General features: G+C 58.8%; 31 protein-coding genes. 21 read left to right on the forward strand and 10 right to left on the reverse strand.

The features are described from left to right. Window positions 1–6 precede the first annotated feature (6 nt). Complete coding sequence (locus TNEU_RS09780) at window positions 7–1428, forward strand: HD domain-containing protein (protein ID WP_012351268.1); 1422 nt, start codon at window positions 7–9, stop codon at window positions 1426–1428. On the opposite strand, the gene TNEU_RS09785 is transcribed toward TNEU_RS09780, so the two are convergent. Further along, the gene (locus tag TNEU_RS09785) at window positions 1420–1749 is read right to left on the reverse strand and encodes a hypothetical protein (RefSeq protein ID WP_012351269.1); all 330 of its coding nucleotides are present in this window, start codon (window positions 1747–1749) and stop codon (window positions 1420–1422) included. The genes TNEU_RS09780 and TNEU_RS09785 overlap by 9 nt on opposite strands. A 60-nt stretch (window positions 1750–1809) precedes the next feature. Here TNEU_RS09785 and TNEU_RS09790 point away from each other — a divergent pair, with 60 nt between their 5' ends. Next, entirely contained in the window at window positions 1810–2646 is an 837-nt protein-coding gene (locus TNEU_RS09790; RefSeq protein ID WP_012351270.1) for an RsmD family RNA methyltransferase, read from the forward strand. Here TNEU_RS09790 and TNEU_RS09795 read toward each other — a convergent pair. Both TNEU_RS09795 and TNEU_RS09800 read right to left on the reverse strand, forming a co-directional pair. Beyond that, window positions 2643–3683 (reverse strand): M24 family metallopeptidase, encoded by a 1041-nt coding sequence (locus tag TNEU_RS09795; protein ID WP_012351271.1) that lies wholly within the window; start codon window positions 3681–3683, stop codon window positions 2643–2645. The genes TNEU_RS09790 and TNEU_RS09795 overlap by 4 nt on opposite strands. 20 nt (window positions 3684–3703) lie before the next feature. Beyond that, window positions 3704–4078 carry an ASCH domain-containing protein gene (locus TNEU_RS09800; protein ID WP_012351272.1) on the reverse strand — a complete coding sequence of 125 codons (375 nt, stop codon included), beginning with the start codon at window positions 4076–4078 and terminating at the stop codon, window positions 3704–3706. A gap of 42 nt (window positions 4079–4120) precedes the next feature. Between TNEU_RS09800 and TNEU_RS09805 the strand changes: the two genes are divergently transcribed. Together TNEU_RS09805 and TNEU_RS09810 are read left to right on the forward strand one after the other, a co-directional pair. Then, window positions 4121–4612, forward strand: coding sequence for a hypothetical protein (locus TNEU_RS09805; protein ID WP_012351273.1), 492 nt, complete (start codon window positions 4121–4123; stop codon window positions 4610–4612). Further along, complete coding sequence (locus TNEU_RS09810; RefSeq protein WP_012351274.1) at window positions 4606–4956, forward strand: helix-turn-helix transcriptional regulator; 351 nt, start codon at window positions 4606–4608, stop codon at window positions 4954–4956. Before TNEU_RS09805 ends, TNEU_RS09810 begins: the two co-directional genes overlap by 7 nt. Here the strand turns inward: TNEU_RS09810 and TNEU_RS09815 are convergent. Next, window positions 4931–5350: a hypothetical protein gene (locus tag TNEU_RS09815; RefSeq protein ID WP_148682450.1), complete on the reverse strand. Its 420-nt coding sequence runs from the start codon at window positions 5348–5350 to the stop codon at window positions 4931–4933. The two genes, TNEU_RS09810 and TNEU_RS09815, sit on opposite strands and share 26 nt — an antisense overlap. Window positions 5351–5390: 40 nt before the next feature. Here TNEU_RS09815 and TNEU_RS10350 point away from each other — a divergent pair, with 40 nt between their 5' ends. Both TNEU_RS10350 and TNEU_RS09820 read left to right on the forward strand, forming a co-directional pair. Further along, window positions 5391–5564 carry a hypothetical protein gene (locus TNEU_RS10350; RefSeq protein WP_187146724.1) on the forward strand — a complete coding sequence of 58 codons (174 nt, stop codon included), beginning with the start codon at window positions 5391–5393 and terminating at the stop codon, window positions 5562–5564. Beyond that, the gene (locus TNEU_RS09820) at window positions 5561–6058 is read left to right on the forward strand and encodes a hypothetical protein (RefSeq protein WP_012351276.1); all 498 of its coding nucleotides are present in this window, start codon (window positions 5561–5563) and stop codon (window positions 6056–6058) included. The genes TNEU_RS10350 and TNEU_RS09820 overlap by 4 nt, the downstream gene beginning before the upstream one ends. Here the strand turns inward: TNEU_RS09820 and TNEU_RS09825 are convergent. Further along, a complete protein-coding gene (locus TNEU_RS09825; RefSeq protein ID WP_012351277.1) occupies window positions 6037–6609 on the reverse strand; it encodes a hypothetical protein in 573 nt (190 codons plus the stop codon). The two genes, TNEU_RS09820 and TNEU_RS09825, sit on opposite strands and share 22 nt — an antisense overlap. Before the next feature lie 31 nt (window positions 6610–6640). On the opposite strand from TNEU_RS09825, the gene TNEU_RS09830 reads away from it, so the two are divergent. Both TNEU_RS09830 and TNEU_RS09835 read left to right on the forward strand, forming a co-directional pair. Then, entirely contained in the window at window positions 6641–7519 is an 879-nt protein-coding gene (locus tag TNEU_RS09830; RefSeq protein WP_012351278.1) for an ATP-grasp domain-containing protein, read from the forward strand. 28 nt (window positions 7520–7547) lie between these two features. Continuing rightward, a complete protein-coding gene (locus TNEU_RS09835; protein ID WP_012351279.1) occupies window positions 7548–7742 on the forward strand; it encodes a hypothetical protein in 195 nt (64 codons plus the stop codon). Here the strand turns inward: TNEU_RS09835 and TNEU_RS10355 are convergent. Next, entirely contained in the window at window positions 7732–7893 is a 162-nt protein-coding gene (locus TNEU_RS10355; protein WP_012351280.1) for a hypothetical protein, read from the reverse strand. The two genes, TNEU_RS09835 and TNEU_RS10355, sit on opposite strands and share 11 nt — an antisense overlap. Window positions 7894–7937: 44 nt before the next feature. Then, window positions 7938–8609 (reverse strand): Atg14 domain-containing protein, encoded by a 672-nt coding sequence (locus tag TNEU_RS09840; protein ID WP_148682451.1) that lies wholly within the window; start codon window positions 8607–8609, stop codon window positions 7938–7940. A 58-nt stretch (window positions 8610–8667) separates the two neighbouring features. Between TNEU_RS09840 and TNEU_RS09845 the strand changes: the two genes are divergently transcribed. From TNEU_RS09845 to TNEU_RS09860, 4 genes are read left to right on the forward strand one after another with little or no spacing between them, the layout of a single operon-like run. Next, entirely contained in the window at window positions 8668–9240 is a 573-nt protein-coding gene (locus TNEU_RS09845) for a uracil-DNA glycosylase (protein ID WP_012351282.1), read from the forward strand. A gap of 21 nt (window positions 9241–9261) precedes the next feature. Further along, the gene (locus TNEU_RS09850) at window positions 9262–10149 is read left to right on the forward strand and encodes a hypothetical protein (RefSeq protein ID WP_012351283.1); all 888 of its coding nucleotides are present in this window, start codon (window positions 9262–9264) and stop codon (window positions 10147–10149) included. Beyond that, window positions 10146–11756, forward strand: coding sequence for a DUF2070 family protein (locus TNEU_RS09855; protein ID WP_012351284.1), 1611 nt, complete (start codon window positions 10146–10148; stop codon window positions 11754–11756). Before TNEU_RS09850 ends, TNEU_RS09855 begins: the two co-directional genes overlap by 4 nt. A gap of 29 nt (window positions 11757–11785) precedes the next feature. Next, window positions 11786–12250 carry a DUF2153 family protein gene (locus TNEU_RS09860; protein ID WP_012351285.1) on the forward strand — a complete coding sequence of 155 codons (465 nt, stop codon included), beginning with the start codon at window positions 11786–11788 and terminating at the stop codon, window positions 12248–12250. Here TNEU_RS09860 and TNEU_RS09865 read toward each other — a convergent pair. Next, entirely contained in the window at window positions 12247–13068 is an 822-nt protein-coding gene (locus TNEU_RS09865) for a class I SAM-dependent methyltransferase (protein ID WP_012351286.1), read from the reverse strand. The two genes, TNEU_RS09860 and TNEU_RS09865, sit on opposite strands and share 4 nt — an antisense overlap. 129 nt (window positions 13069–13197) lie before the next feature. On the opposite strand from TNEU_RS09865, the gene radA reads away from it, so the two are divergent. Then, window positions 13198–14190 (forward strand): DNA repair and recombination protein RadA, encoded by a 993-nt coding sequence (radA, locus tag TNEU_RS09870; protein ID WP_012351287.1) that lies wholly within the window; start codon window positions 13198–13200, stop codon window positions 14188–14190. Here radA and TNEU_RS09875 read toward each other — a convergent pair. Continuing rightward, a complete protein-coding gene (locus TNEU_RS09875; protein WP_012351288.1) occupies window positions 14165–14767 on the reverse strand; it encodes a hypothetical protein in 603 nt (200 codons plus the stop codon). The genes radA and TNEU_RS09875 overlap by 26 nt on opposite strands. A 48-nt stretch (window positions 14768–14815) precedes the next feature. Between TNEU_RS09875 and TNEU_RS09880 the strand changes: the two genes are divergently transcribed. Then, entirely contained in the window at window positions 14816–16411 is a 1596-nt protein-coding gene (locus TNEU_RS09880) for a B12-binding domain-containing radical SAM protein (RefSeq protein ID WP_012351289.1), read from the forward strand. Here TNEU_RS09880 and TNEU_RS09885 read toward each other — a convergent pair. Next, window positions 16408–16842, reverse strand: a complete 435-nt coding sequence (locus TNEU_RS09885) for a hypothetical protein (RefSeq protein ID WP_012351290.1) — start codon at window positions 16840–16842, stop codon at window positions 16408–16410. The genes TNEU_RS09880 and TNEU_RS09885 overlap by 4 nt on opposite strands. A gap of 46 nt (window positions 16843–16888) precedes the next feature. On the opposite strand from TNEU_RS09885, the gene TNEU_RS09890 reads away from it, so the two are divergent. The 7 genes from TNEU_RS09890 to TNEU_RS09920 all read left to right on the forward strand — a co-directional run bounded on the left by TNEU_RS09890 (window position 16889) and on the right by TNEU_RS09920 (window position 24130). After that, window positions 16889–17203 carry a C2H2-type zinc finger protein gene (locus tag TNEU_RS09890; RefSeq protein WP_012351291.1) on the forward strand — a complete coding sequence of 105 codons (315 nt, stop codon included), beginning with the start codon at window positions 16889–16891 and terminating at the stop codon, window positions 17201–17203. After that, on the forward strand, window positions 17203–17697 hold the full coding sequence (locus TNEU_RS09895) for a CDP-2,3-bis-(O-geranylgeranyl)-sn-glycerol synthase (protein ID WP_012351292.1): 495 nt from the start codon (window positions 17203–17205) through the stop codon (window positions 17695–17697). The genes TNEU_RS09890 and TNEU_RS09895 overlap by 1 nt, the downstream gene beginning before the upstream one ends. A gap of 30 nt (window positions 17698–17727) precedes the next feature. Further along, window positions 17728–18018, forward strand: coding sequence for a V-type ATP synthase subunit F (locus TNEU_RS09900; RefSeq protein ID WP_012351293.1), 291 nt, complete (start codon window positions 17728–17730; stop codon window positions 18016–18018). Between the two features lie 28 nt (window positions 18019–18046). Beyond that, window positions 18047–18619: a V-type ATP synthase subunit E gene (locus tag TNEU_RS09905; RefSeq protein WP_012351294.1), complete on the forward strand. Its 573-nt coding sequence runs from the start codon at window positions 18047–18049 to the stop codon at window positions 18617–18619. Next, window positions 18609–20393 carry a V-type ATP synthase subunit A gene (locus tag TNEU_RS09910; RefSeq protein ID WP_012351295.1) on the forward strand — a complete coding sequence of 595 codons (1785 nt, stop codon included), beginning with the start codon at window positions 18609–18611 and terminating at the stop codon, window positions 20391–20393. Before TNEU_RS09905 ends, TNEU_RS09910 begins: the two co-directional genes overlap by 11 nt. A gap of 28 nt (window positions 20394–20421) precedes the next feature. Further along, a complete protein-coding gene (locus tag TNEU_RS09915; protein WP_012351296.1) occupies window positions 20422–20649 on the forward strand; it encodes a DNA-directed RNA polymerase subunit H in 228 nt (75 codons plus the stop codon). A 97-nt stretch (window positions 20650–20746) separates the two neighbouring features. Next, window positions 20747–24130, forward strand: coding sequence for a DNA-directed RNA polymerase subunit B (locus TNEU_RS09920; RefSeq protein ID WP_012351297.1), 3384 nt, complete (start codon window positions 20747–20749; stop codon window positions 24128–24130). Window positions 24131–24188 lie beyond the last annotated feature (58 nt).

Raw genomic sequence — 24188 nt, forward strand, 5'->3', positions numbered from 1 at the left:
GGTGGCGTGCAGTATAGAAAAGCCATTAGGGACCCCATCCACGGCTTCATAAAGCTGACGGAGGAGGAGGTTAAGCTGATCGATGGAGAGCCGCTTATCCAGAGGCTTAGGTATGTAAAACAGCTGGGCTTCGTCTACCTGGTCTACCCGACTGCCACCCACACCAGATTCGACCACAGCCTCGGCGTGATGCACATCGCCACCTTAATCGGCGAGAGGATACTTCAGCAGCTGGGGTCGTTAGACGAGGAGGCGCTGAGGCATCTGCGGGTCGCCGCCCTGCTCCACGACATCGGCCACCTCCCCTTCTCCCACTCCTTCGAGGTTTTGACGAGGGAGCTGTTGCACATGGCGGCGAAGAGGGGGTGCGTCGACGTGGATCTAGCTCTGTTCGACGTGGGGAAGCCGCATGAGGTGACGACGAGACTTCTCCTGGAGAAGCTGGGGCCGAGGCTGTCGGAGCTTGGGTACAGCCCGGAGCTCGTCAAGGAGCTCCTCTTCGAGGGGGGCGGGAGGTATGCGCCTCTCGGCGTTATACTATCCGGCGTGTTAGACGCAGACAGGCTGGACTACATAATGCGCGACATGTATTTCACGGGGGCCGCGGTGGGCACCAGCTTCACCCACATAGACCTGGAGAGGGTCATCGAAAACCTGGAGGTGGTCGGCGGGAGGCTCCAGTTCAACGAGAAGGCCAGGGTGAACCTGGAGGGGTACCTCATAACTAGGTACAACCTATACCGGCACGTCTATCTACACCACAAGACCGTGCTGTTTACAGAGATCGCGCGGAACATCCTCGCGGACAACATAGCGAGGTGTTCAGACGGCGGGGGAGACGGCGCTGTGTGCCAGTACCTGTGCGATCTGGCTAAGTTCGTCGCAGGTCAGGCAGAGGGCGAGGTGGTGTGGAAGGCCACGGACGACTACTTCGTCTCGGTCTTCTCCAGAGACCCCAGGTTCAGGGATCTTCTCTCTAGGAGGCCGCCGCAGTACGTCGCTTTGTGGAAGAGGGAGAAGGACTTCATAGAGGTCTTCAGGGACCCGGCCAGGATCAACGAGGTGGTGGATAGGCTGGGGCCTCTCCACTGGGCTCTCGTGGATAGGCTGAGGAAGAAGCTAGTGGAGAGGCTTAACGTGGAGCTGGGGGGCGGATGTGGCCTGTCGTATGAAGACGTCATAATCTCCTACGTTAGCTTTGATCCCTACGCCGAAGATTTGTACATATCCACCGCCATGGGCCCCATAGCGATTTCGAAGATCTCTCCGCTTGTGGAGGCGGTAAACGAGGCTTGGAGGAGGGCGCCTCACGTGTTCCTCTACGTGAGGAAGGAGGCGCTGGAGAGGTGCGGCGGCGAGGCGCTGGAGAGCCTCAAATCGTTTCTGGAGCCTCTGATGGAGTTGGCGGTGAGGAGGATCTCAGCTTAGGGAAACGCCGAGGGTTTTTTTGACGTATTCGGCGACCTCCTCGCCTGTCTGCTCAAGCATCCACCTCCCAACGCGGGTGAGCTCCACGACGCCGTCTCTGACGACTACCTCCCTCTTGAGGAGCTCCGGCCACACGCGCCAGTTGTACTTAACCCCGATCTTCCTAACCGCGGACTCGGCCAACTGATCCACCTCCTCAACCCTCGCCGGCCCTTGGGAGAGGCGCCTAAGTATCACAAGCCGTAGGTACTCCCCCACGGGGGAGAAGCGGACGTAGTGCGTATACATGGCTATGAAGTTGACGTCCCAATTTATCTCCATAAGTTATGAAAAGCCGGGGGGTGGGGGAGTGCGTTGAAAATATTAACCTGTGGAAGTGGCGTGGGGCCCGTCATAACGCCCGTGGTGTCGAGATGGCAGATTGAGGACCTCGGCAGACGTGAAAAGGCCGTGTCGTTTGACCTAGAGATCTCTAGGTCCGAGGTGGAGTACCTCGGCGGTAGAGCCCGTTTCGTCTACGGCGGTGTGGAGTACGAGATCTCGTTGGACGATCTGCCGGAGGTCGACGGCGAGAGCTGCGAGGTCTTTGCCCTAGTGGGCGGGAGGTGGGTCGAGCTGTCTATCGCGGCGTCGAGGTTCTACAAGCTCTGCGTGTTTAAGAGAGGTTGGGCCCCGACGTTGATGATAGACGGCATCACCATGCACAGCGTCTTGGAAAACCCGCTCTCCGTAACCGCCAAGAAGATAGAGCGGGCGTGGGGCCGCGTCTTCGAGTGTTGCACTGGGCTTGGCTACACGGCGATTGAGGCGCTGAGGAGGGGGGCCCGCCATGTGGTGACCGTGGAGATCGACTTAAACGTGCTGGCGTTGGCCGCGTACAACCCCTACAGCAGAGGTCTGTGGTCTCCTCAGGTGGATCTGGCGGTGGGGGATTGCTTGAGCTTCGCCGAGGCCGCTAGAGACGGGGCCTTCGACTATGTACTGCACGACCCGCCGCGGCTGAGCCACGCGACGCAACGGCTCTACTCGGAGTCTCTCTACCGCGAGTTCTACAGACTACTGAGGAGGGGCGGCGGGCTTTTCCACTACGTGAGCCAAAGCGGCGTGAAGTACAGAGGGCTTAACCCGTACAAGGGGGTCGTGGAGAGGCTGAGGCGCGCCGGCTTTGTGGTAGATAGGGTGAAGGAGGGCTATGGCGTTTACGCGAGGAAGCGCTAGAGGATGTGGGGTAGCCTGTTTAGGACCGCGGCTCCGCCGTTGATGTATACCATGTCCTCTATCCTCACGCCCCCCACCCCCTCTATGTAGACGCCCGGCTCTATCGTCACCACGTGCCCCCTCTTGAGCACATCTCGCGAGGCCGCGTATAGCCTAGGCGGCTCGTGCACCTCCACCCCGACGCCGTGTCCCGTCGAGTGTATGAAGTATTGGCCGAAGCCGTACTCGGCGATGACGTCCCGCGCCGCCTTGTCCACCTCGGCGGCAGCCGCCCCCTCCCTCGCAACTTTTTCAGCGGCTTTGACGGCCTCATATACGGCGTACACGGCATCTCTCAACGCGCCTCCCTGCCCCACCGCCAAGGTCCTGGTGATGTCTGAGCAGTAGACCCCCCTCTTCGCGCCGATGTCTACCACAACGTAGTCGCCGTAGGCTATCTTCCTGTCGCCGAATCTGTAGTGCGGATACGCGCCGTTTGGCCCCGACGCGACGATTGGGTCGAAGGCGACTCCGTCTGCCCCCTCCTCTAGGAACCATTTATATATGAGGGCGGCCACGTCCCGCTCCCTCATGCCTATGAGCCTCAGCTCGGCTAGTTTGACGTATGCGCCTTCGGCGATTTTAAGCGCCTCCCTCATCATCTCCACCTCCCACTCCTCCTTGGCCGCCCTAAGCTCCGCGATCTCGGCGCTTACGTCCACCCCAAGCTCTTTGTTATCCGACGCGGCGGCGCCCCCCTGCGAGACCTGTCTTAGGACGTCTGATAGGCTAGAGGCGACGACGAGCTCCTCGCCCGGTCTCCGGGGCGGTATCTCGGCAGAGGCCACCGCCACAACCTTGTCAACCTCGGCGAAGGCGCTTGCACGTGCGTAGTCCAGCCGAGATACGTAGAGGGTAGAGTGGCCTGTCTCAAGATCTAGGACTAGGCCTAGGGCGTCGGGCATCCCCACCGCGTATGCCAGATTTGGCGACCTGGTTAAGATGAGGTATCTGTACCGGCCTGCGAAGGCTTTTACGAGCTTGCCCACGTTGTTCATACCGCCTCCGCCTCGTCTGTTTAAAAACTCTTGCGCATACGCTCCAGAGGCACCGGCCTCTCGTACCTCCTCACCACGGCGAAATAGATCACGGAGACCGTGTCGTCTTCTCCAACGTCGCCGTATATCTCCTTCAGCTCGGCGATGAGCTCCTCCCTAGACTCCATCCCCTCGGCGGCGGCCACGTCCTCCCCCAGCTTCCCCAACCTGGTGTAGTAGACCTTTGTTATAAAGGCCTCGGCGTAGATCTCCCCGCAACAGACTATGTATACCAAGTTGAAGCGCGGTCTCACTATCCCGTGTCGAACAGTTACCCGTTTTCTGCCTGAGAGAACCCCCTCTAGGTACTTCTGCTTGAAGCGCAGGTAGGGGCCTAGGTCGACCTCCCGCACCACGCCGAGGTGTAAACCTTTAAATTTTTGTATTACGGAGGCGCCGTGTGTGAAGTCACCGCCGAGGGCGACGCTCTGGTGTTCTCAGCCCCCGAGCTTGAGCTTGCGATGGCTTATCTCGCCGTTAGAACCCTCGCGGAACGCGTCGAGTTCTCCGGCGGCTCCCTCCGCGTCTCGCCAGCTCTCCCCGAGGTCGAGTCCTCGCTTAAGTCGTTGTGCAACGCCGACGTGTCAACCGTCTTGCTCGACCTCAAGGAGTCGTTGCTCCACCTGGGCTGGCTCGTGGAGGGGACAAGAGATATCTCTAGGATAAGGAGGAGTTGGCGTGTGGGGACGGCCGGCTTTCTCACCGTGGAGTACGACAAGGGCGCCCGCACCCTTTCTGTGGCCACGACGCAGATATGCATGGCCGAGGTTCTGCAGAGGATGGGCTTCAAGGTGGCCGCCTCCCGCTACCTGGTGGAGGCGGCGAGACAAGTCTCGAGCCTTGCGGAGGCGCTCGATCTGGGGGAGGCGCTCTCACAGGCGTCATGTTAACTGCCGTGCTTCTCGTAGCTCAGATAGCGGCTTTACTTATAGCGATATACGCAGGCAGGTCAAAGCTGAGGAGGCTTATAAACGGCGCTCAAAACGCCGCGCCTCCTGCGGAGCCGCTGGCCGACGATCTGCCGGATATAGACAGGGCTATCCTGAGGCTGTTGGAGGAGCGCCAGGGGGTGGTCTACCAGAGCGAGATAGTCAAAGAGTTGGGCCTCCCCAAGAGCACCGTACATAAGGCGCTGCGGAGGCTCAGCGAGGCTGGATACGTGGAGATACAGAAGAGGGGCCGGCTCAACCTCGTGGTGCTGAAGAGGGCTACCTCAGAGGCCTCAGCAACTTGACCTCCCCGTAGCCCCTTAGCAGGTCTATCACCAGCGGTATGGGGTCGTCCTCGAGGCTTTTGTAGCCGGCTAGCTTCACGACGTCCTCCGTCACCCTGATGAAGCCCTGACCTGCTCTCACGGTGACCTCCTTTGGCCCAAAGATCACCTTAAAGGGCTTCTTCGCCTCTCCCAACCTCCTGGCCAACCCGGCCGCCAGCTCCAGCTGCTCCTCCGTGGGCTTCCCCCGGGGCTTCCTCTTCTTCAACTCGCTTAGGTCCTCCTGGGCGAAATCCCCCTTGACTATCCCCTTCACCTTATCTACCAGAACCACGTCGCCCTCGTACCCCAGGACCTCCAGGTTCTCTCCGTTTCGCACCCGGGAGACCACCTCCTGGAGGGGGAGCCTCTCCACGTCCGGCGGATAACTCTTAAATAAATATCTTAGCGGGGACGTGGACAGCGTATATCTAGCCCATCTGGCCAAGTGTCCGTCCTGCTGGAGAGATATGGAGGTGGCCAGCCAGTTCCTTAGGATTGACCAGCTGACTGGGAGGAGGACCTTGGAGAGGCTTCTCGTCTGTAAGACGTGTAACATTAAAATTCGGCAGTACGTACAGTTGCCATGAGCAGGGCGGTTTTGTATAGACGTTCTGAGGAGCAGAAGCAACGGTTTTCGCTATACGGCATGTTGACGGCGCTCTTTCACCTAGTTACGCTTCTGGCGGGTGGCGTGGCATACGCCTCCAGCAATCTGCCTGTGTACCTAAGCATGAACGCCGCTGTGGCAAGCGGCCACGGCACAGCCGTGTTTTTCCAGAGCATGCTGGCGTTGCTGTCCTTCATAGTTCTCGCCGTCTCTGCGCTGTTGATATTCCTATCTAGGGCTACCACGGCCAGGGGCGAGTTCACCTCCTCCTCCAAGCTTATATACTCCGCCATTGTAGCCGACGCGCTGGCGTTGGCCTTCGCCGCCGCCTCCCTAGCCCCGCCTGCCTCCGGCATCATCAACTCGCTCTACTACGTCTTCATAGTCATGGCCGCCGCCTGTATCGCCATGGCGCTGTTTGCCGTGGTTCTCCTCCGCGGCGTCGTCAGCTACTATACGCCGAGGCGGAAGTAGCGCGCTGGGTCAGCCGTTTTTTCGATGAGCGATAGGCTCACCACGGCGTTTAGCAGGTTGTTGAGGGGGGCCTCAAGACCTGTGCAGTTGAACACTGCGCAGAACTCCAGGAGGGGTCTGTGGATGTCCACCTTCACCACGTAGGGGACTCTCACGAGCTTCGGCACCACGTCCTCCCTCAACACAGCGGCGACCCACAGGGGGAACGCCCGCTCCTTCTTCTCCCTCCTGAGAAGGTTGACCAACCCCATGAGGTTTTTTAGAAACGCGACGCCGATCTCCGCCCGGCCGTAGCGCTCCAGCTCCGAGGTGAGACGCTTGCCCAGGTCGATGTATACGTCCAGCTTCGGCTCAAGCGTCTTCAAGAACCTCAGCCCCTCCACCGCCAGGTCGCATCTGGCCTTGTCGGGGCAACCCCAGCACCTATCGCCCAGCTTCTCCCTGGCGCATAAGACACAAGTGTCGGTGATTTTACACATGTCTAGGCCTGGGGCCGCAAATCCGCAGGATCTACACATGGCCACCCCCCTCGCCGTATGGAGGTTTCCCACCAGTTAAATACCGGATATATTAACTATACGCATGGACGTCGCCATCGTGGCTGAGTCGCAAACCCCCGACGAGCCGACAAGGGATATATATTTCGAGGTAAAGAGGAGGGGTCTCTCGGTGCGGTACATACCTATACAGAGGCTCTCCGTCAAAATCGCCGGGGGGGCGGCTACTGTGGAAAGCAGGAGAGGCCGCGTCGACGCGTCGGTGGTCGTAGTCAGGGGGCTGGGCTACGTCATAGATTCCAACACCCTCATGAGGAGGGTTGCGGCTTTGAAGATACTGGAGAGGGAGGGGGCCGTCGCCATAAACCCCGTGGATGCTCTGTTGAGCTCCAGGAACAAGCTGGAGACCATATATGTTTTGAGCAAAGCCGGCATACCGGTGCCCCCCACCGTCGCCACGGAGGACCTCTACTACGGCTACGTCTCCGTCAAAGACCTGGGCAAGGTGGTGGTGAAGCCGATACAGGGTAGCCGGGGCTACGGCGCTATGATGTTTGAAGACCCCGAGCAGGCCTTCCAGGTCATGCGGACGCTCCTCATCGCCAAGAACCCGCTATATATCCAGAAGTATGTGGAGAAGCCGAATAGGGATATCAGAGTAATCGTGGTAGACGGGCGGCCTATAGGATGTATGTACAGGATATCCAACAGCTGGAAGACCAACATAGCCCAGGGGGCCGTGGGGGCGCCCTGCAAGACCACGCCGGAGCTTGAGGAAATCGCCGTGAAGGCCACGGAGGCGCTGGGGCTGGTGTACTCCGGCGTTGACATAGGCGAGGGGGCGGAGGGCTACGTGGTTTTTGAGGTAAACGCGAGCCCCGACTGGAGGGGGTTTAAGCAGGCCACCGGGATAAACCCCGCCGTCCACCTGGCGGATTACATACAGAGGGCCGTCAGGAAATAAATATATCTACCTGGGGCCCTCCCCACCTGTGACAAGGTGGATCCTGAAGTGCACAGTCTGCGGGGAGGAGAGGGAGCTGGAGGCTGGGTTCAACTTAACGCTCCTCGGGGGCAAGGTCTATCTATACTGCAGAAGGTGTAGAGCCAACAGAGAACATCTCGTGTTGGGCTGTGCGGAGCCCGACGACCTCTGCCCCACCGTGGGGGCAGACGTCATTGACTAAACCTCAGCGCGAGCTCTCCTAGGAGCCTCGCGAGGTGGGGCGCGCTGAGCCTAAGCTTGTCTACCGCAGTTCTAACGTCCTCGTTGGGAGAGACGCCGTATCTCTGTAGCATATAGGCGTGAGGCCCCAACACAGTATACACCGACGCCATGTACACGGCGTATATCCATTTTAAAAAATGCTCCGTAGCGCCGTTTAACAGATGAGGCGTAGCTGGATTATGCTGCTCGTGATTAGGTGGCTCAGCGCGTTTATGCTACCGAGTGTGTTTAAGACCTTGCCCAACTCCTCGGCCTCCGACTCGTCCAACTTGTCGAGAAGGCGCTTGGCCTCAAGCCGCTCCCTCTTCTTTTCAAGCTCCGCCTTCAGCTGAGCCAGGGATTGGCCCACCGACGCTATGCTCTTCTCCATGTCTATACAAGCGGCCCTAAGCCTCTTCTCCCTCTCCTGTAGCCGCTTTATCTGCTCGTTGTATATATCCATCCCGATGACGCCCTTCACCAGAGCCTCCTCTAGCTTGTGGTAGGACTTGTCCAACTCGGCGCGGGACCTCCTCAGGTCTTCGATCATCTTGTTCACCTCCCGCATCTTTATCTCGAAGAACTTGGGGAGGGCCGCCACGTCTAGATCTACATATTCTCTGGCTATCTTCACCCTGATGTTGGATGTGTCTAACACATAGCTGGTGCCCCCAGCGTCTTTCACCTCTATGGACACCAGCTTCTTCCTCTTGATGTCGAACTCTCCCTTCTCCGCCACGCCGACCAACAACACGCCGCCTATATACACCGGCTTGCCTCTCACGGTGGGCAACTTGGCTTCCTTTTTCTCCTGGCGCGCCACTGAGGAGAAAATCCTCCAAACCACGTCTCTAGCCGCCGGCGTATTAAAACCCCAAGACTTAAGATAGGTTGTAATTCGCCTCGTGGAGGCGCTACACGACGCCATTAGGAGGTGCACTAAGTGTCCCCTCCACCTCCACAGGAGAAACGCTGTGCCGGGCGAGGGGAGGGCGAGACTCGGCGTTATGGTCGTCGGCGAAGCGCCGGGCGCCGCCGAGGATGCCGAGGGGAGGCCCTTCGTGGGGGCGGCGGGGAGTCTACTTACGAAGACGCTGGCGAAGCTCGGCGTGTCTAGAGATGACCTCTACATCACCAACGTGGTCAAGTGTAGACCTCCCAACAACCGGACCCCCACTAGGGAGGAGGTGGAGGCTTGCCTCCCCTACCTCCTTAAGCAGATCGAGCTGGTTAAGCCCAGGAGGGTCCTAGCGCTTGGTCTCGTAAGCGCCAAGGCTCTGCTGGGGCTCATTGGCAGGGAGGTGGAGAAGGTTGGGGAGGTCAGGGGGAGGTGTTTCCCGGGCCGCATCTCTGGGGTGGAGCTGGAGGTTTGTGTGACGTATCACCCAGCCGCCGTGTTGAGGAACCCCAACCTCAGGGGGAGGTTTGAGGGGGATCTCGCGCTGTTTCTCGGCGGCGGTCTAGAGCGCTATCTCTAATTTATATAGGGGTTCCAACTTGTGGATTTTTCCTGCTTTAGGCGTGGATGCACGACGGCCGACCACCTGAGCGAGTTTGACTACTGCACAAGCCGCTTCGGGGCGGAGAGGGTCAAGAAGGCGCTTGTGGATCTGGCGCCGGAGCACATGGCCGTCCTACAGAGGTTTAGGCTAAACTGGCTAAGCACCAAGAACCCCGTCTACATGTTTCTATCGGGGAGCGTCGTCGTCGACTGCATATGGGAGGACTCCCTCTGTAGACACCTGGAGGCTATACGGTCTGCTGGAGCCGCAGATAGGGCTGGGAGCCTCTACTACCTGCCGTACACCCTCCTGTCGGAGGAGGTCGTTGAAAATCTGCCGCTACCGGAGGTGTCTGAGGAGGAGTACGAGATAAAGAAGTTCTTTGTGGTTAGCCTCAGGGGGGTCTCCGGCGAGGGCGAAGCCGTTGAGAACCTCGCTAGGTTTCTGGAGGCGGCTCCCGTGTTTCTAGGCAGGAGGGTGGCCCGGGTCGTGAGGGGGGTTCCCCACATCCCGCAGCTCGCCAATAGATACACCGAGAAGATCGACATCCTCCTGAAGTCCACAGACGGCGCGTTGACGGGGTTTGGGTACATGGACGTGTCTAAGACCCACCACCTCGGCTTCTCCAAGGCCAAGAGCCTCCTCCTGTATGGGCTGGACTACGTGGTGGTGCTTCACCCCTACGTCGACAGGGCTTTCCACAGGGAGGTTGCCAACAGAGTTAAGAACCGGTGGGATATCTCGGAGGTGGGATACGCCGTGTTTAACCCCCTGGAGGAGGAGCTGTACTTCTACAAGCTGCCTAGGCCGAACCGCTACCTCAGGATGAGCGCCTCGGCGCAGAGGCAGTCGAGCATAATACGTAGCTACATAGAGTCTCTATGAGGGCCTTCGAAAGGGGCTACTACCTCCTCTTTGGGAGATCGGGCTTGAGAGTTGCCCTCTACGCCACCTTGTTGCTGGCGGCGTTGGCGGTTGTGGAGGGGCTTGTCCACCACCTGGCCCCCCTCCTCTACGCCTTGTATGCCGCGGGTCTCTTCTCCATCCTCCTGGCGGTGGATCGGGCCGTGGTTAACCCCAGGAGGTCTTACTACGTCGCCGCCGTGTCGACCGCAGCCACAGCCGCGCTAGATGTGGCCTTTGGGAAGCCGCCTCTCGCCTTCGCCCTCGTGGGGGCCATAGTCAGCGCCTTGGTGATCCAGTCGCTACGGTGCGAGCTACCGGCCTTCGTCCTGCCGCTTGCCTTCGCGGCTACTGTGTACTACGCGATGGGGCGCCCCGTGCTTGCCGTCTTGGCCTTATCCTATGCCTTAGTCATATACGGCTTGAAGCCGGTTATTCGGAGGTGGGCGGGGGGGATAGACGCCGTCTGTATGTTTTCAAGCTTCATATATTCGGTTTTCGCCGGAGACGACGGGATCGAGGACGTCTTTAGGGAGCTGGGGAGGGTGGAGAGGGTGCCTCTCCACGTCTATCTCGTGGGCGGCCGCCACGTGGTGGTTGTGTCGGACTTCCACCCAGGCCCCTTTAGGCATATCGGCGGCGGATCGCTGGTCGACGTCCTTAACAGGGAGGTGGAGGGCACCGGCTTCCGGTTTACGTTTCTACACGGCGTTGGTAGCCACGAGCGGGACCCCGTCACTGGGGAGGGCGTGAGGAAGATAGCCGCGGCTGTGAAATCGGCCGTTTTGGAGATGACGGACGGACGGCCTCCCCAGGGGGTGCGGCCCGCGGAGGTGGTCTCGGGCGACGTGAAGATCGTCGGCTTTAGCCTGGGGACCGCCCCCCACCTCGCCGTGGTGAGCAGGTTGAGGTCGGCCTCGGACGACATCCCTCTGTGGGTCGCCAAGAGGGTTAACCCCGGGAGCTATCTGCTCGTGGACGCTCAGAACAAGTTCGACGGCGTTGTCCAGTGGCTTGAGGAAGACGTGAAGGCGCTTTCCGAGGGCCTTAGGGTGTTGCAGGGATCTCCACAGTGTCGTAGCTTCTCGGTCGGGGTTGGGAAGGTGGGGGGAGAGGCTCTGGATCCTCTCGGCCACGAGATCGGCCCCGGCGGCGTTTCGGCGATTGTGAACGAATGCGATGGGGAGAGGGCTCTGCTGGTGGTGTTCGACGGGAACAACCTAGACTGGGGGCTCTACGGGAAGATCGTGGATAGATATCGGAGGCGGGGGTACGCCGTGGTTGAGGTGGCCACCACCGACACACATAGGGCCACTGGGGTTGGGTTCGGCAGGGGGTATAGGATCGTCGGCGAGCACATCGACCACGGGAAGATCTTGGAGGCCGTGGACCTAGCTGTGGCGGAGGCCGAGCGCCTCCTCGGCCCACACGCCGTCTCCTACAGAAGGGTGGAGGTGGAGGCTGAGGTGATGGGGGAGGAGGGGTTTAGGAAAATACAGCGCGCCGTGAGGATCTACAAGAGGGTTGGGGGGCTGGTGCTGGGCGCGGTCTTTCTAGCGCCTACGGCGTTGGTCACGCTGTTTGCATAAGGTTTATAAATGGCTACTGGGGTGTGGCCATGACACACAAATCACCTACGTCTGAGGCCGTTCTCGAATACCTGGAGTCCATGATGGAGAGGCTAGAGCAGTGGGTCAAGGAGCAGGAGAGGCAGGTGAAGGAGCTTGAGAGCCATGGCGACGCCATGAAGACCGCGGATAGGCTTGAGCTCCTCTACTCGGCCCAGGCGATGTTGGGCTACATCGCTAGGGTGTTGAAGGACTTCGAGTCTTGGCTCAGCAACCCCGTTGTCACCTCTGTCATGCCTGAGGACATGTTGAGGAGGCTTGAGGCTATGTTGAGAGAGGTCGCCATAAAGTTCGTACAGGTGGATATAGCCCACACTAGCGAGTACAGGGAGCTACTCTCCAAGTTCGCACGCGAGGGCAAGGTGCCGAGCGTCCTCCTTTTGTACATACAGCAGAGGCCGCAGCCTCCGCAGAGGAGGAGGGGGGAGGAGGGGGAGACCCCCAGGTTCTTCTAGCGTTTATACACGTCTACTCTGACCTTGTACACGCCTGGGGCGTAGTCTCTAACCACCCTCCTCCCAACTATCTGGCAGTCTGGGCAGACCCCCCGTACGATCTCTTCGGCCTCTCTGTATGGGTCCTCGGCCTTGCCCGTGTGGTAGAAGTGGACTACACCTCCTTTCTCTAGGCAGTCCAAAGCCAGGGGGAGGTACCTGTAGGCCCCCAGGGGGAGGGTCAGAATCACCCTGTCGAACTTTTTCCTAAAGAGCGGCCCCACCTCCGCCACGTCCCCGTGGACCGCCACGGCGTTTCTGATCTTGTTGATGCGGAAGTTCTCCACCATGTATCTGAAGCCCCAGGGGTTGAGCTCCACCGCCACGATAAGCCTCGGCTTTGCGAATTTGGCTATCGCGATGGCGTAAGGCGCAACCCCCGCGAAGAGGTAGAGCACCCTCTCGCCCTCTCCCACCCTCCTAGCCACGTCTAGCCTATCTGTTTGATCTCTGGAGGAGAAGTAGACCTTGGTTGGGTCGACCTTTATGTAGTAGCCGTGTTCCCTGTGGAGAACCTCCGTGGGACCCTCTATCAGCACCTCGAAGTTGTAGAGCCTGTAGTCGCCGGTGCGGCCCCCCATCTTTCTCAACACGGCCTTTACATGCTTATTCATCCCAACGATGGCCTCGGCGACCTTGTGCTTATACTGCTCCAGCTCCGGCGGTATCTCTACGATTGCCACCGCGCCGCCTCTGGAGCCCACCACCTCGAAGGAGGTTGGAACCTTGTCAAGTAGCTCAGGCGGGACGACGCCCTGGAGACGCCGTTTGAGAGCCACGGTCTTTAATGGCCGTTTTAAATATGTCCGTCCCTGACCCTATCTTCACACCTCCGTGTGGTAAGTTTTCGCCACCCTAGATGTGCGTTGTTGTAGTTAAAAATATATACCCCGGGCCGGGATCTACCTGTGTCTTCTAGGAAGAAGAAAGACGCCGAGGTGGCTCAAGCGTCTGTGGAGGTCAACCCAGACCTCGACGTGGAGGAGCTGGAGGGGGTGGGGAGGGTTACTGGGGCTAAGCTGAAGGAGAGGGGGTTCTTCACGGTTAGAGATGTGGCTTTCGCCTCTGTTAAAGAGCTGGCTGAGGTTGTGGGGAACGAGGAGAGAGCGCTCCAGATCGTGGAGGCGGCTAGGAAGATGCTTGGCCTCCACTCCTTCGTCTCCGCGCTTGAGGTGTATGAGAGGAGGAAGACGATTAGGCGTATATCGACCGGCGTGAAGGCCCTCGACGAGCTGCTGGGCGGGGGCATCGAGACGCGCGCCGTGACCGAGGTGGCTGGGGAGTTCGGCTCTGGTAAGACACAGCTGTGCCACCAACTCGCCGTCATGGTGCAGTTGCCCGAGGAGAGGGGCGGCCTCGGCGCAAAGGCCATATACATCGACACCGAGAACACCTTCCGCCCAGAGCGTATAATGCAGATAGCGAAGGCCAGGGGGCTGGACCCCGACCAAGCCCTCAACAACATATTCTACGCCAGAGCCTACTCCTCGGACCACCAGATGATCCTGGTGGATCAAGCCAAGTCCATAATCAAGCAGAACAACGTGGCGCTCCTCGTGGTAGACTCCGTCATCGCCCACTTCAGATCCGAGTTCCCGGGAAGGGAGAACTTGGCCGAAAGGCAACAGAAGCTCAACAAACACGTGGCTGACCTCCTACGTCTGGCGGACGCCTACGACGTGGCCGTGGTGATTACGAACCAGGTGATGGCTCAGCCGGACGTCTTCTTTGGAAACCCGCTGAGGCCAGCCGGCGGCAACATCTTGGCACACGGCGCTACCTACCGCCTCTGGCTAAGGAAGTCGAAGGAAAACATCAGAATCGCCAAGATCTTCGACAGCCCATACCACCCAGAGGGCGAGGTGTCGTTTAGGATCACCGAGGAGGGCCTTGTGGACTAGCCGCGAGGATTAGCCAGTTGTAGATGGGGAGGAACCTGAAGTTAGCCGCCGCGAATTCCCAAAACTGCCGGTATAGCCCGTAGATGGGGTGTTGAGAGAGGCTCTCAAGTAGCCTCAGCGCGTCGGAGGTGCGCCCAGCCACGGCGAGGCTAAACGAGCCGTCCACAGCCAGGGTTCTCACCAGCGTGTATGCCACCGTGTCTCCCTCCACCACCTCCGGCCGCGCCCTCTCAACCACGAGGTCGGGCCGCCTCTCCGCCACCAGCGCGTCCAGGAGGCGCCTTAGAAGCGCCAGAGAAAGCTCGTAGGCCAGCTCGTCGGGCTCCACCTCGGGGGGGACCGCCCAGACCTCGCCCAGCTGGGGATCGGAGAGGGCCTTCGCGAGGGCGGCCTCCCGCATCACCCTGTAGACGTCTAGGGGGAGGGAGACCTTTAGGAGGAGGACGTCCTCCGTCTCCAGCTTTGTCTCCTCTGCGCCGACGACTACCACGTCTATGGGCGACGCCAGCGCCTCCACAGCCTCTTTGACGGCCCTCACCACGTCCTCCTCCGCCACGCCAACGACGACGATCTCCACGGCCCCGCCGCGGTAAATGCTTATAAATGGATTGCCCAAGAGAATAGTATGCCATCGCCCAGCTTCGACGTGGTCTTAACCACCGACCGTTCGATGATGTCCAACTACCACAGGAAGGAGTTCCTCGGCTTTGGGACTACGGGGCCCGTCTTTGTGGAGCTCCCCTTCGGCTTCTCAGAGAGGTTCCACTCCTTCCTCTTCGCGCCTAAGGTCAAGGTGGATAGGTGGGGGAGGCCGCTCGAGGCGCCCTACGGAATGCGGAAGATCGAAGCCAAGTTGCTCGACTCCGGGATCAACGCCGCAGTGATAGACCCAGACCACGTCCATAGGTACATACCCAGGGCCAAGGTCCTGATGTTGAGCCACCACGACTACTTCGGGCTGAATCCGCCAAGCAGCACGTGGGGCGTGATCGTGGGGAAGGAGCCGATGAACGCCATGTTCTTCAAGAGGTTTATGGAGAAGATCGCGCCTGCTGTGAAAGAGGCGAAGGCGAAAAACGGGCTTAGGGTTATCGTAGGGGGGCCCGCGGCGTGGCAGTGGCTCTACTTCCCGGAGCTGGTGGAGAGGTGGGGTATAGACACCGTATTTGACGGAGAGGGGGAAAAACTGATAGTAGGCCTTGTGAAAAACGCCATCGAGGGGAAGCCCTTGCCGAGATACATCTACGTGGGGGTACAGGAGGCGCCTGACATCTCGGAGATCTCCACCATAAAGTACCCCAGCGTAAACGGGCTTGTAGAAATAGGCAGGGGCTGCCCAAGGGGTTGCGCCTTCTGCTCAGTCACGCTGAGGGCGATGAGGTGGTACCCCCTGGATAAGATAGAGGAGGAGCTGAGGGTAAACGCCAGAGCTGGCGTCATCGACGGCTTGCTCCACGCCGACGAGGTTCCCCTGTACGGCTCCGCTGGCGTTGAGCCAAACCCCGAGAAGCTCATAGCTCTACACAGGTTGGCCAAGCGGTACTACAGGAAGGTGGGGTGGAGCCACACCACATTAGTGGCCGTGTATCACGGCGAGAAGAAGATGGGCAGGCTTTTTACAAAGCTTTCCGAGATCATAATAGACGAGCACCAGGACTGGTGGGGGGCACAGATAGGGCTTGAGACAGGCTCGGTCCGCCTGGCGCGGAAGATAATGCCGGGCAAGGCGGCGCCCTACAAGATAGACCAGTGGCACGAGATAGTGACAGAGGCCGCCGCGGTTATGCACGAGATTAGGCTTATCCCCGCCATAACGCTGATCGTTGGGCTTCCCGACGAACAGCCGGAAGACGTCGTGGAGACCATCGAGCTTGTGGAGAGGCTTAGGCCGTATAGGAGCCTCATCGTGCCTCTGTTCTACGTCCCCATGAGCCACGTGAAAAGCGAGAAGACGGGGTGGCTAGACAAGGTGAATCTGTACCCAGAGCACGTAGATCTGCTAAAGGTGGTGGCTAGGCACTCCATACACTGGGCTAAGGACATAGTGAACAGGTTCTACTTCAAAGGCCCCCACTACATACCGCTGAAGTTCCTGGTAAACTACTTCATAAACTACGTCGAGAAGAGGATGGAGAAGATAGAGGAGGATGTGGAGCGCTACAAGGAGGTTCTTAGACAGAGGAGGGCCGCCTCGAGAAAGGAGGTGATAACTTTTGCCTAGATTCTCCTCCTCAGCTCCTCCCTCAGATCTACCTCCACGCCTACTTTCGCCGCGCCGAGGATCTCCGCCAGGCGGCACGCGTCGCCGCACGGCCTACAGCAAGCGAGCGCAACCTCTTCGCCGCATTCCACTTCGCCGTCTCTACAGATGAGCTCGCTTAGGTAGGCCCAAGCCTTCTCCAGAAGGGGCCCCCTGGGCGTTTTTCTCTCAAAGGCGAGTGAGTTGGCTATCCCGTAGAGGTCCGTAATGTATAGCACAGACCTAGCGCTGAGCCTCGACGCCAGCGATGAGAGACACGGCAAAGTGCGGGGTTCCACGTTGCCGCCGCAGAGCGCCATGATCTCCCTAAATTTCTTCAGCGTCTCCTCGTCTGCCTCCACGTAAGCCAAGAGGCCTCTTCTCCAATCGACAAGCGCCGCGCCCCTCCTCATCTGGACAGAGTATGGAGTTTTATAAATGGGTTTCTTTCCAAGGGCCATGGCGGCGGAGATGTGTTTTGCATGTACCGAACAGGGATACGCCAAGCCGGCCACCAAGGTGGTGTGTTCAGTGTGTAAGAAGGAGGTCAGCTGGAGGGAGGCCGTAGCCCACTACATGGGGCATGGAAAGAAGAGCGGTAACGACGTAATATGCCCCATATGTAATACGAAGGTCAAGGGGCAGGAGTTCAGGAGCCACGTGAGGAGGCACTTCGCCGTGAGGAGAGGAGCCTCCTATTTATGCGGCATATGCGGCAAGAGCTTCCTCACGCTTAAGTCTCTGCTTGTCCACTTGATGAAGACCCACGAGTGATGGATATAGCCCAGTTTTTTCTACTCATCTGGCCGCCGTATGTGGCAAACGGAGCCGCGGTTTTTGCCGGGAGGCTTAGGTGGAGGCACCCCATCGACTTCGGGAGGAGCTTTGTAGACGGGAGGCGGATCTTCGGCGATGGGAAAACCTTCGAGGGCTTTCTCATCGGCGTGGCGGCAGGCACCCTGCTTGGATACGCCCCAAACCTGGCCTATCGGTACCTATCCCCTATAGACGCCCTTGTTCTATCGGCGGCGGCGCTCCTCGGCGACCTAGTCGGCGCCTTCGTGAAGAGGAGGCTCTGCATGCCCAGGGGCCACCCGGCGTTCCCCCTAGACCAGCTGGACTTCATACTGACCGCCATCGCCGTATATAGCCTGTACAGAGATGTGCCTCTGGCATACATAGCGGCCGCCGCAGTCGTTACGCCTCTTATACACAGAGCTACAAACTACGTCGCCTACCTCCTCGGGCTGAAGAGGGAGCCTTGGTAGAGATTTTTAAACAGCCTTTTCCTCCACAGTATGCACATAGTAATTGGAGATAGGTCGACGGTGGCTTTGTTTAAGCTTATGGGGTTTGAGGGGAGGACTATAGAGGACGCCGAGGAGGCGCTTAGGTTTGTCACAACGCATCTAGACATGTACGACGTGATCTTCATCACCTCTAAGATAGCCAAGGCCATCAAGAAAGACCTCGACGAGCTTAGGATGAGAAACCCGCGTAAGCTCCTCGTGGAGGTCCCCAGCGTAGATGAGGGGATGGAGCGGGAGGTCAACTACCTCCAGATAGTGAGGCAGATCCTCGGAGGATAATTTATAAAGCCTTTGATGAAAGAGCCATATGTCTCTATTTGAAGACTTGATTAATTCTAAGATTAGAGAGCTGGAAGATCTGAAGAGGAACCTCTTGGTAAACATAGAGACAAATATCAGGAGGGAGGCAGACGCCGCCTTGAGCAAGTTTTCCGCACAGTTGGCCAACGTAGAAAGCGAGGCTACCCTAGAGCGGGAGCGCATTATATACAACGCCGTTGTGGAGGCTAGGAGAAAGATTGCGGAGGTCTACGACCAGATGCTTAAGGATCTGGTAAACGCCGTGTATGAGGAGGTGGATAAGATGAGGGGGGCCGAGAGATATGTAAAATTTTTGACCTCCCTTCTAGAGACAGCCGAGAAGTATGTACAGACGAAAGACGTGGTGATTTACGCCTCGCCGAAGGACAAGGGCGTTGTCGAGGCTGTTGCGAGAAACCTAGGCCTTACTGGCATCGTCGCTGAGAAGGACATCCGAGGCGGCGTGGTGGTAACTACGAGAGACGGCTCGATTACGGTAGACTACTCCCTGGAGTCTCTAATTGCGAACAAAATAGAAGAGTTAAAACACCTCCTGTACCAGATGACCTATGAGCGGTAGAATTGAGTATATAGCGGGTCCCGTCGTCAAGGCGGATCTCCCCGGCGCGAAGCTCTACGAGCTGGTTTTCGTGGGCGAGATCAAACTCTTCGGCGAGGTGGTGAGAGTACAGGGCGACAAGGCCTTCATCCAGGTGTATGAAGACACCACAGGCCTGAGGCCCGGCGAGCCCGTTGTGCGGTCGGGCGAGCCGCTGAGCGCTTGGCTGGGGCCAACTATCATAGGCAAGATCTACGACGGGGTTCAACGTCCGCTGAAAAACATAGAGGAGATATCCAAAAGCCCGTTTATAGCCCGCGGCATTGGGTACGACCAAGCGCCTCCGCTTGACCTAAAGGCCGAGTTCGACTTCAAGCCCGCCGTCAAGCCGGGGGAGGAGGTGAGCCCAGGAGACGTGTTGGGCTCTGTGAAGGAGACCGAGTTGATGACGCACTATATTCTGTATCCGCCTCTGCCCGAGAACGCCCCAGGCGTTGTGGAGTGGGTGGCAGACGGCAAGTACAAAGTCGACGACGTAATCGCGAGGATTAAGACCAAGAGGGGCATCGTCGAGGTGAAGATGTGGCATAAGTGGCCCGTGAGAAGGCCTAGGCCGTTTAGGGAGAAGCTACCGCCTGTGGAGCCTTTAATCACGGGGGTGCGCACCATAGATACCATGTTCCCAATCGCCAAGGGCGGAGCCGCCGCTGTGCCGGGGCCCTTCGGGTCTGGGAAAACCGTCACGATACGTACGCTCTCTATGTTTGCCCAGAGCAGGTTCATCATCCCCGTCCTATGCGGAGAGCGCGGCAACGAGGCCGCGGACGCTCTACACGGCTTGCTTAAGCTGAAGGACCCGACCACCGGCAGATCGCTACTTGAAAGAACCACCATCATCGTGAATACGTCTAATATGCCCGTCGCCGCGAGGGAGGCCTCCGTCTACATGGGGACAACGCTGGGCGAGTACTTCCGCGACCAAGGCTACGACGTGTTGGTGCTGGCCGACTCCACGTCGCGTTGGGCTGAGGCGATGCGCGAGGTGGCTCTACGTATTGGCGAGATGCCGTCGGAGGAGGGCTACCCGGCCTATCTGCCGACAAGGCTCGCGGAGTTCTACGAGAGGGCGGGCCGCGTCGTCCTCATCGGAAGCAAGGAGCGCGTCGGCTCGCTTACCATCGCGGCCTCTGTGAGCCCGCCAGGCGGCGACTTCACGGAGCCCGTCACCTCCAACACGCTACGCTTCATAGGCGCCTTCTGGCCTCTGTCTCCGAGGTTGGCCTACTCCAGGCACTACCCGGCCATAGATTGGCTCGCCGCCTTCTCCCGCTACGTGGACACCGTTGAGGTGTGGTGGTCGAAGAACATCTCCACCGAGTGGAGGAGGATCAGAGATACCCTCCAGTCGCTCCTCGTGAAAGAGGCTGAGCTACAGGAGATAGTTAGGATCCTAGGCACGGAGGCCCTCAGCGAGTATGAGAAGCATGTGTTAAACGTGGCCTTCATGATTAGGGAGGGCTTCCTGAAGCAGGACGCGTTTAACCCGGTGGACACGCCGTCGAGCCCCATTAAACAATTCCTGCTGATGAAGGCCATATATGCCTACTACGAGGAGGGGATGAAGGCCATCGAAGCCGGCGTTCCCGCCGCCGTGCTTAGAGAGCTGGAGACTGTCAAACGTCTGCCTAGGCTGAGGATGGAGGTCACAAACGACGTAGCCAAGGAGGAGTTGACCAAGTTCATAGAGTCGCTTGTCTCCGAGATCAGATCGGTTCTGGCGGCTAGGAAACAGTAAGTTTTTATAGTCGCCCACGTTGCACGTCGTGGGCGGGGTTTCCCTCGGGGTAAAAAACGCCGTTGTTCTTTCCAAGGAGGAGGCCAGAGAGCTGCTTAGGAGGCTGAGGCTGCGGCCTTGGCAACTGCCTTGGATTAGGTCGAGCGACCCCCTTGTTCAGTCCATAGGCGCAAAGCCGGGCGACGTCATCAAGATAGTGAGGGAGTCGCCTACGGCTGGCGAGTCTGTTATCTACCGCCTTGTGGTTCCGGGGTGATGTTTGGAGTCGTTGCCGCTGGCAGAGGCCGGCTCAGCTGTAAGGGGAGGGCAACGCCGTAATTTAAACTTTTTATACTACTAGATCCGGGGTGGCGATGGTAGATCTCCTCCCCCTTCCCGTCATCGTAAGTCAGCAGGACGGGAAGTTCCCCACGAGAGACGACAGGTGGGTTCTCGTGGAGAGGTTTATAAAAGACAAGGGGCTTGCTAACCACCAGATAAAGTCCTTTAACGATTTCTTGGATAAGAAGTTGCCCAAGATAGTGGAGGACTTCAAGGTGGTTGAGACGGAGATAAAGGGTCTCAAGTTGGTTCTTGAGCGGATTGAGGTGGGGTGGCCCAAGATTAAGGAGAGCGACGGTTCCGAATCCATAATATATCCCATGGAGGCAAGGTTGCGCAACGCCACGTATTCGGCTCCGCTGTATCTCACCGCGACTCTATACGTCGACGACGAGCCGTATGTCACCGAGACTTTCTACATCGGCGAGTTGCCGATAATGGTTAAGTCGAAGAGGTGTAACCTCACCAGGTTGAGGCCTGGCGAGTATATAAAGAAGTTTGAAGATCCGCAGGACTTCGGCGGCTACTTCATCATCAACGGGAGCGAGCGGGTGATAATATCCCAGGAGGATCTGGTGGCGGATAGGCCTATCTACGACAGGGGGGATAAGCCCTCTGTAAAATACATCGCCAAGACGATATCCACAGGCATAGGGTATAGAAGCACGCTGACTGTTGAGCTTAACCGAGACGGCGTTATCTACGTCACCCTTTCCGCGATGCCGGTCAAGATACCGTTCCCGATCTACATGAAGGCCCTGGGGCTTGAGACGGACGAAGACGTCGTCAAGGCCGTGTCCGACGACCCGGAGATCCAGAAGGAGCTTCTGCCGTCTCTCATCGCCGCCAACCAAATAGCGATTACGAGGGAAGACGCCCTAGACTTCATCGGCGGCAAGGTGGCGGTGGGTCAGCCAAAGCCCATTAGGGTAGAGAAGGCGTATCAGCTCCTCGACAAGTACTTCCTCCCGCATCTGGGCACTACGACCCCCGACGAGAAGAGGCAGCAGGAGATTAGGCTTAAGAAGGCGTTGATGTTGGGGCAGATCGTAAAGGGCTTGGTCGAGTTGCAACTGGGCCGTAGGAAGCCCGACGATAAAGACCATGTTGCCAACAAGAGGGTTAGGCTAGTCGGCGATTTGATGACCCAGCTGTTCCGCACCGTCTTAAAACAGTTTCTACAGGAGCTCAAGAGCCAGCTTGAGAAGTACTACGCCAGGGGGAGGATACCCCACATACAGACGATAGTGAGGCCCGACATCATCACCGAGCGCGTGAGGCAGGCCTTGGCCACCGGCAACTGGGTAGGCGGGAAGACGGGCGTGTCCCAGATCCTAGACCGCACCAACTACATGTCTACCCTGAGCTACCTCAGGCGGGTGGTGTCGTCGCTGTCTAGGACCCAGCCTCACTTCGAGGCGCGCGACCTACACCCCACTCAGTGGGGCAGACTGTGCGCCGTGGAGACCCCGGAAGGCCAGAACGTGGGCTTGGTCAAGAACCTGGCGCTACTCGCCGAGATCACCACCGGGGTAGACGAGGGGGAGGTGGAGCAGTTGCTGTACAACCTGGGCGTGGTGCCTCTGTTGAAGGCCAGGGAGGAGGGCATCCGCGGCGCCGAAGTCTACATAAACGGCAGATTGATCGGCGTGCATCCAAACCCGGAGGAGCTCGCGAAAACCGTCAGGGGCATGAGGAGGCAGGGGAAGATCAGCGACGAGATAAACATAGCATACCTAGACGGCTCCGTGTATGTGAACTGCGACGGCGGCCGCATCAGGAGGCCTTTACTCGTCGTCGAGGGCGGGAGGCTCAAGCTGACGAAGGAGATCGTGGAAAAGGTGAGACGTGGCGACTTGACTTGGGACGACTTGGTCAAGATGGGGGTTATCGAGTACCTAGACGCCGACGAGGAGGAGAACGCCCACATCGCCGTTGACCCAGACGTCGACCTCAGCAACTACACACATGTGGAGATCGTGCCGTCGTCTATACTCGGCGCCGTGGGCTCCATTATCCCCTACCTCGAGCACAACCAGTCGCCGCGTAACCAGTACGAAGCAGCTATGGCGAAGCAGTCGCTCGGCCTACCCCAGTCCAACTTCTTGTACAAGCTGGACTCGCGGGGCCACATGTTGTACTACCCCGAGAGGCCTATAGTGACCACGCGCGGTTTGGAGCTCGTGGGCTACTCCAGAAGGCCGGCGGGCCAAAACGCGGTTGTGGCGCTACTCACCTACACGGGCTACAACATAGAGGACGCCGTGATCTTGAACAAGGCCTCTGTGGAGCGCGGCATGTTCCGCTCGGTCTTCTACAGAACGTACGAGACCGAGGAGCAGAAGTACCCAGGCGGGGAGGAGGACAAGATAGAGATCCCCGACAGCTCCGTCAAGGGCTACAGGGGCCCGGAGGCCTACAGCCACCTGGACGAGGATGGAATAGCCCCGCCCGAGGTCTACGTCAGTAGCAACGAGGTCCTGGTGGGGAAGACCTCTCCGCCGAGGTTCTACACAACGCTGGAGGCCGAGCGTATCTTGAAGGAGAGGAGGGACGCCTCTGTGGCTGTGAGAAGGGGGGAGAAGGGCATCGTGGACAGGGTCATCATTACGGAGTCTCCAGAGGGCAACAAGCTCGTCAAGGTGAGGTTGAGGGAGCTGAGGGTGCCGGAGCTTGGGGATAAGTTCGCCTCCCGCCACGGGCAGAAGGGGGTCGTGGGCATGTTGCTTAGGCATGAGGACATGCCGTTTACCGAAGACGGCATCGTGCCCGACATAATAGTCAACCCACACGCGTTGCCGTCGCGTATGACCGTGGCGCAACTACTCGAGAGCATGGCCGGCAAAGTAGGCGCCTCCCTCGGCGCTTTGGTAGACGCCACAGCCTTCGAGGGGGTGAAGGAGGAGGATCTGAGGAAGCTGTTGCTTAAGCTCGGCTACAAGTGGGACGGCAAGGAGGTCATGTACAGCGGCATCACCGGCGAGAGGCTGGTGGCCGACATATTCATAGGCGTTGTCTACTACCAGAAGCTACACCACATGGTTGCCGACAAGATCCACGCGAGGGCAAGGGGCCCCGTCCAGATCTTGACTAGGCAGCCGACCGAAGGCCGCTCCCGCGAGGGCGGTCTGAGGCTTGGCGAAATGGAGAGAGACGTGTTGATAGCCCACGGCGCCTCGGCCCTGCTGTATGAGAGGCTTGTGGAGTCCAGCGACAAATACACCATGTATGTCTGCGAGCTCTGTGGACTACCGGCGTATCTAGACGCCAAGTCAAACAAGCCTAAGTGCCCCATACACGGCGACACAGGCCAATTCGCCAAGGTGGTTGTGCCCTATGCCTACAAGCTACTTCTACAGGAGCTCATAGCACTTGGGATATATCCAAAGCTGGAGCTCACCGAGGTGTTGGAGTAGGGACAGTTTTCCTCCTATCTCAGAAGAAAACGCCGTCCAACCCCACGCCGCGCCGGGG

Origin of the sequence: Pyrobaculum neutrophilum V24Sta (genome assembly GCF_000019805.1) — an archaeon.
GTDB classification, from domain to species: domain Archaea; phylum Thermoproteota; class Thermoprotei; order Thermoproteales; family Thermoproteaceae; genus Pyrobaculum; species Pyrobaculum neutrophilum.

Excerpts from the sequence above, each read along its gene's own strand:
- TNEU_RS09785 (WP_012351269.1), bottom strand. The coding sequence starts at position 1,749 with ATGGAGATAAATTGGGACGTCAACTTCATAGCCATGTATACGCACTAC.
- TNEU_RS09795 (WP_012351271.1), bottom strand. The coding sequence starts at position 3,683 with ATGAACAACGTGGGCAAGCTCGTAAAAGCCTTCGCAGGCCGGTACAGA.
- TNEU_RS09810 (WP_012351274.1), top strand. The coding sequence starts at position 4,606 with ATGTTAACTGCCGTGCTTCTCGTAGCTCAGATAGCGGCTTTACTTATA.
- TNEU_RS09820 (WP_012351276.1), top strand. The coding sequence starts at position 5,561 with ATGAGCAGGGCGGTTTTGTATAGACGTTCTGAGGAGCAGAAGCAACGG.
- TNEU_RS09830 (WP_012351278.1), top strand. The coding sequence starts at position 6,641 with ATGGACGTCGCCATCGTGGCTGAGTCGCAAACCCCCGACGAGCCGACA.
- TNEU_RS10355 (WP_012351280.1), bottom strand. The coding sequence starts at position 7,893 with ATGGCGTCGGTGTATACTGTGTTGGGGCCTCACGCCTATATGCTACAG.
- TNEU_RS09855 (WP_012351284.1), top strand. The coding sequence starts at position 10,146 with ATGAGGGCCTTCGAAAGGGGCTACTACCTCCTCTTTGGGAGATCGGGC.
- TNEU_RS09860 (WP_012351285.1), top strand. The coding sequence starts at position 11,786 with ATGACACACAAATCACCTACGTCTGAGGCCGTTCTCGAATACCTGGAG.
- TNEU_RS09880 (WP_012351289.1), top strand. The coding sequence starts at position 14,816 with ATGCCATCGCCCAGCTTCGACGTGGTCTTAACCACCGACCGTTCGATG.
- TNEU_RS09885 (WP_012351290.1), bottom strand. The coding sequence starts at position 16,842 with ATGAGGAGGGGCGCGGCGCTTGTCGATTGGAGAAGAGGCCTCTTGGCT.
- TNEU_RS09890 (WP_012351291.1), top strand. The coding sequence starts at position 16,889 with ATGGCGGCGGAGATGTGTTTTGCATGTACCGAACAGGGATACGCCAAG.
- TNEU_RS09895 (WP_012351292.1), top strand. The coding sequence starts at position 17,203 with ATGGATATAGCCCAGTTTTTTCTACTCATCTGGCCGCCGTATGTGGCA.
- TNEU_RS09900 (WP_012351293.1), top strand. The coding sequence starts at position 17,728 with ATGCACATAGTAATTGGAGATAGGTCGACGGTGGCTTTGTTTAAGCTT.
- TNEU_RS09905 (WP_012351294.1), top strand. The coding sequence starts at position 18,047 with ATGTCTCTATTTGAAGACTTGATTAATTCTAAGATTAGAGAGCTGGAA.
- TNEU_RS09910 (WP_012351295.1), top strand. The coding sequence starts at position 18,609 with ATGAGCGGTAGAATTGAGTATATAGCGGGTCCCGTCGTCAAGGCGGAT.
- TNEU_RS09920 (WP_012351297.1), top strand. The coding sequence starts at position 20,747 with ATGGTAGATCTCCTCCCCCTTCCCGTCATCGTAAGTCAGCAGGACGGG.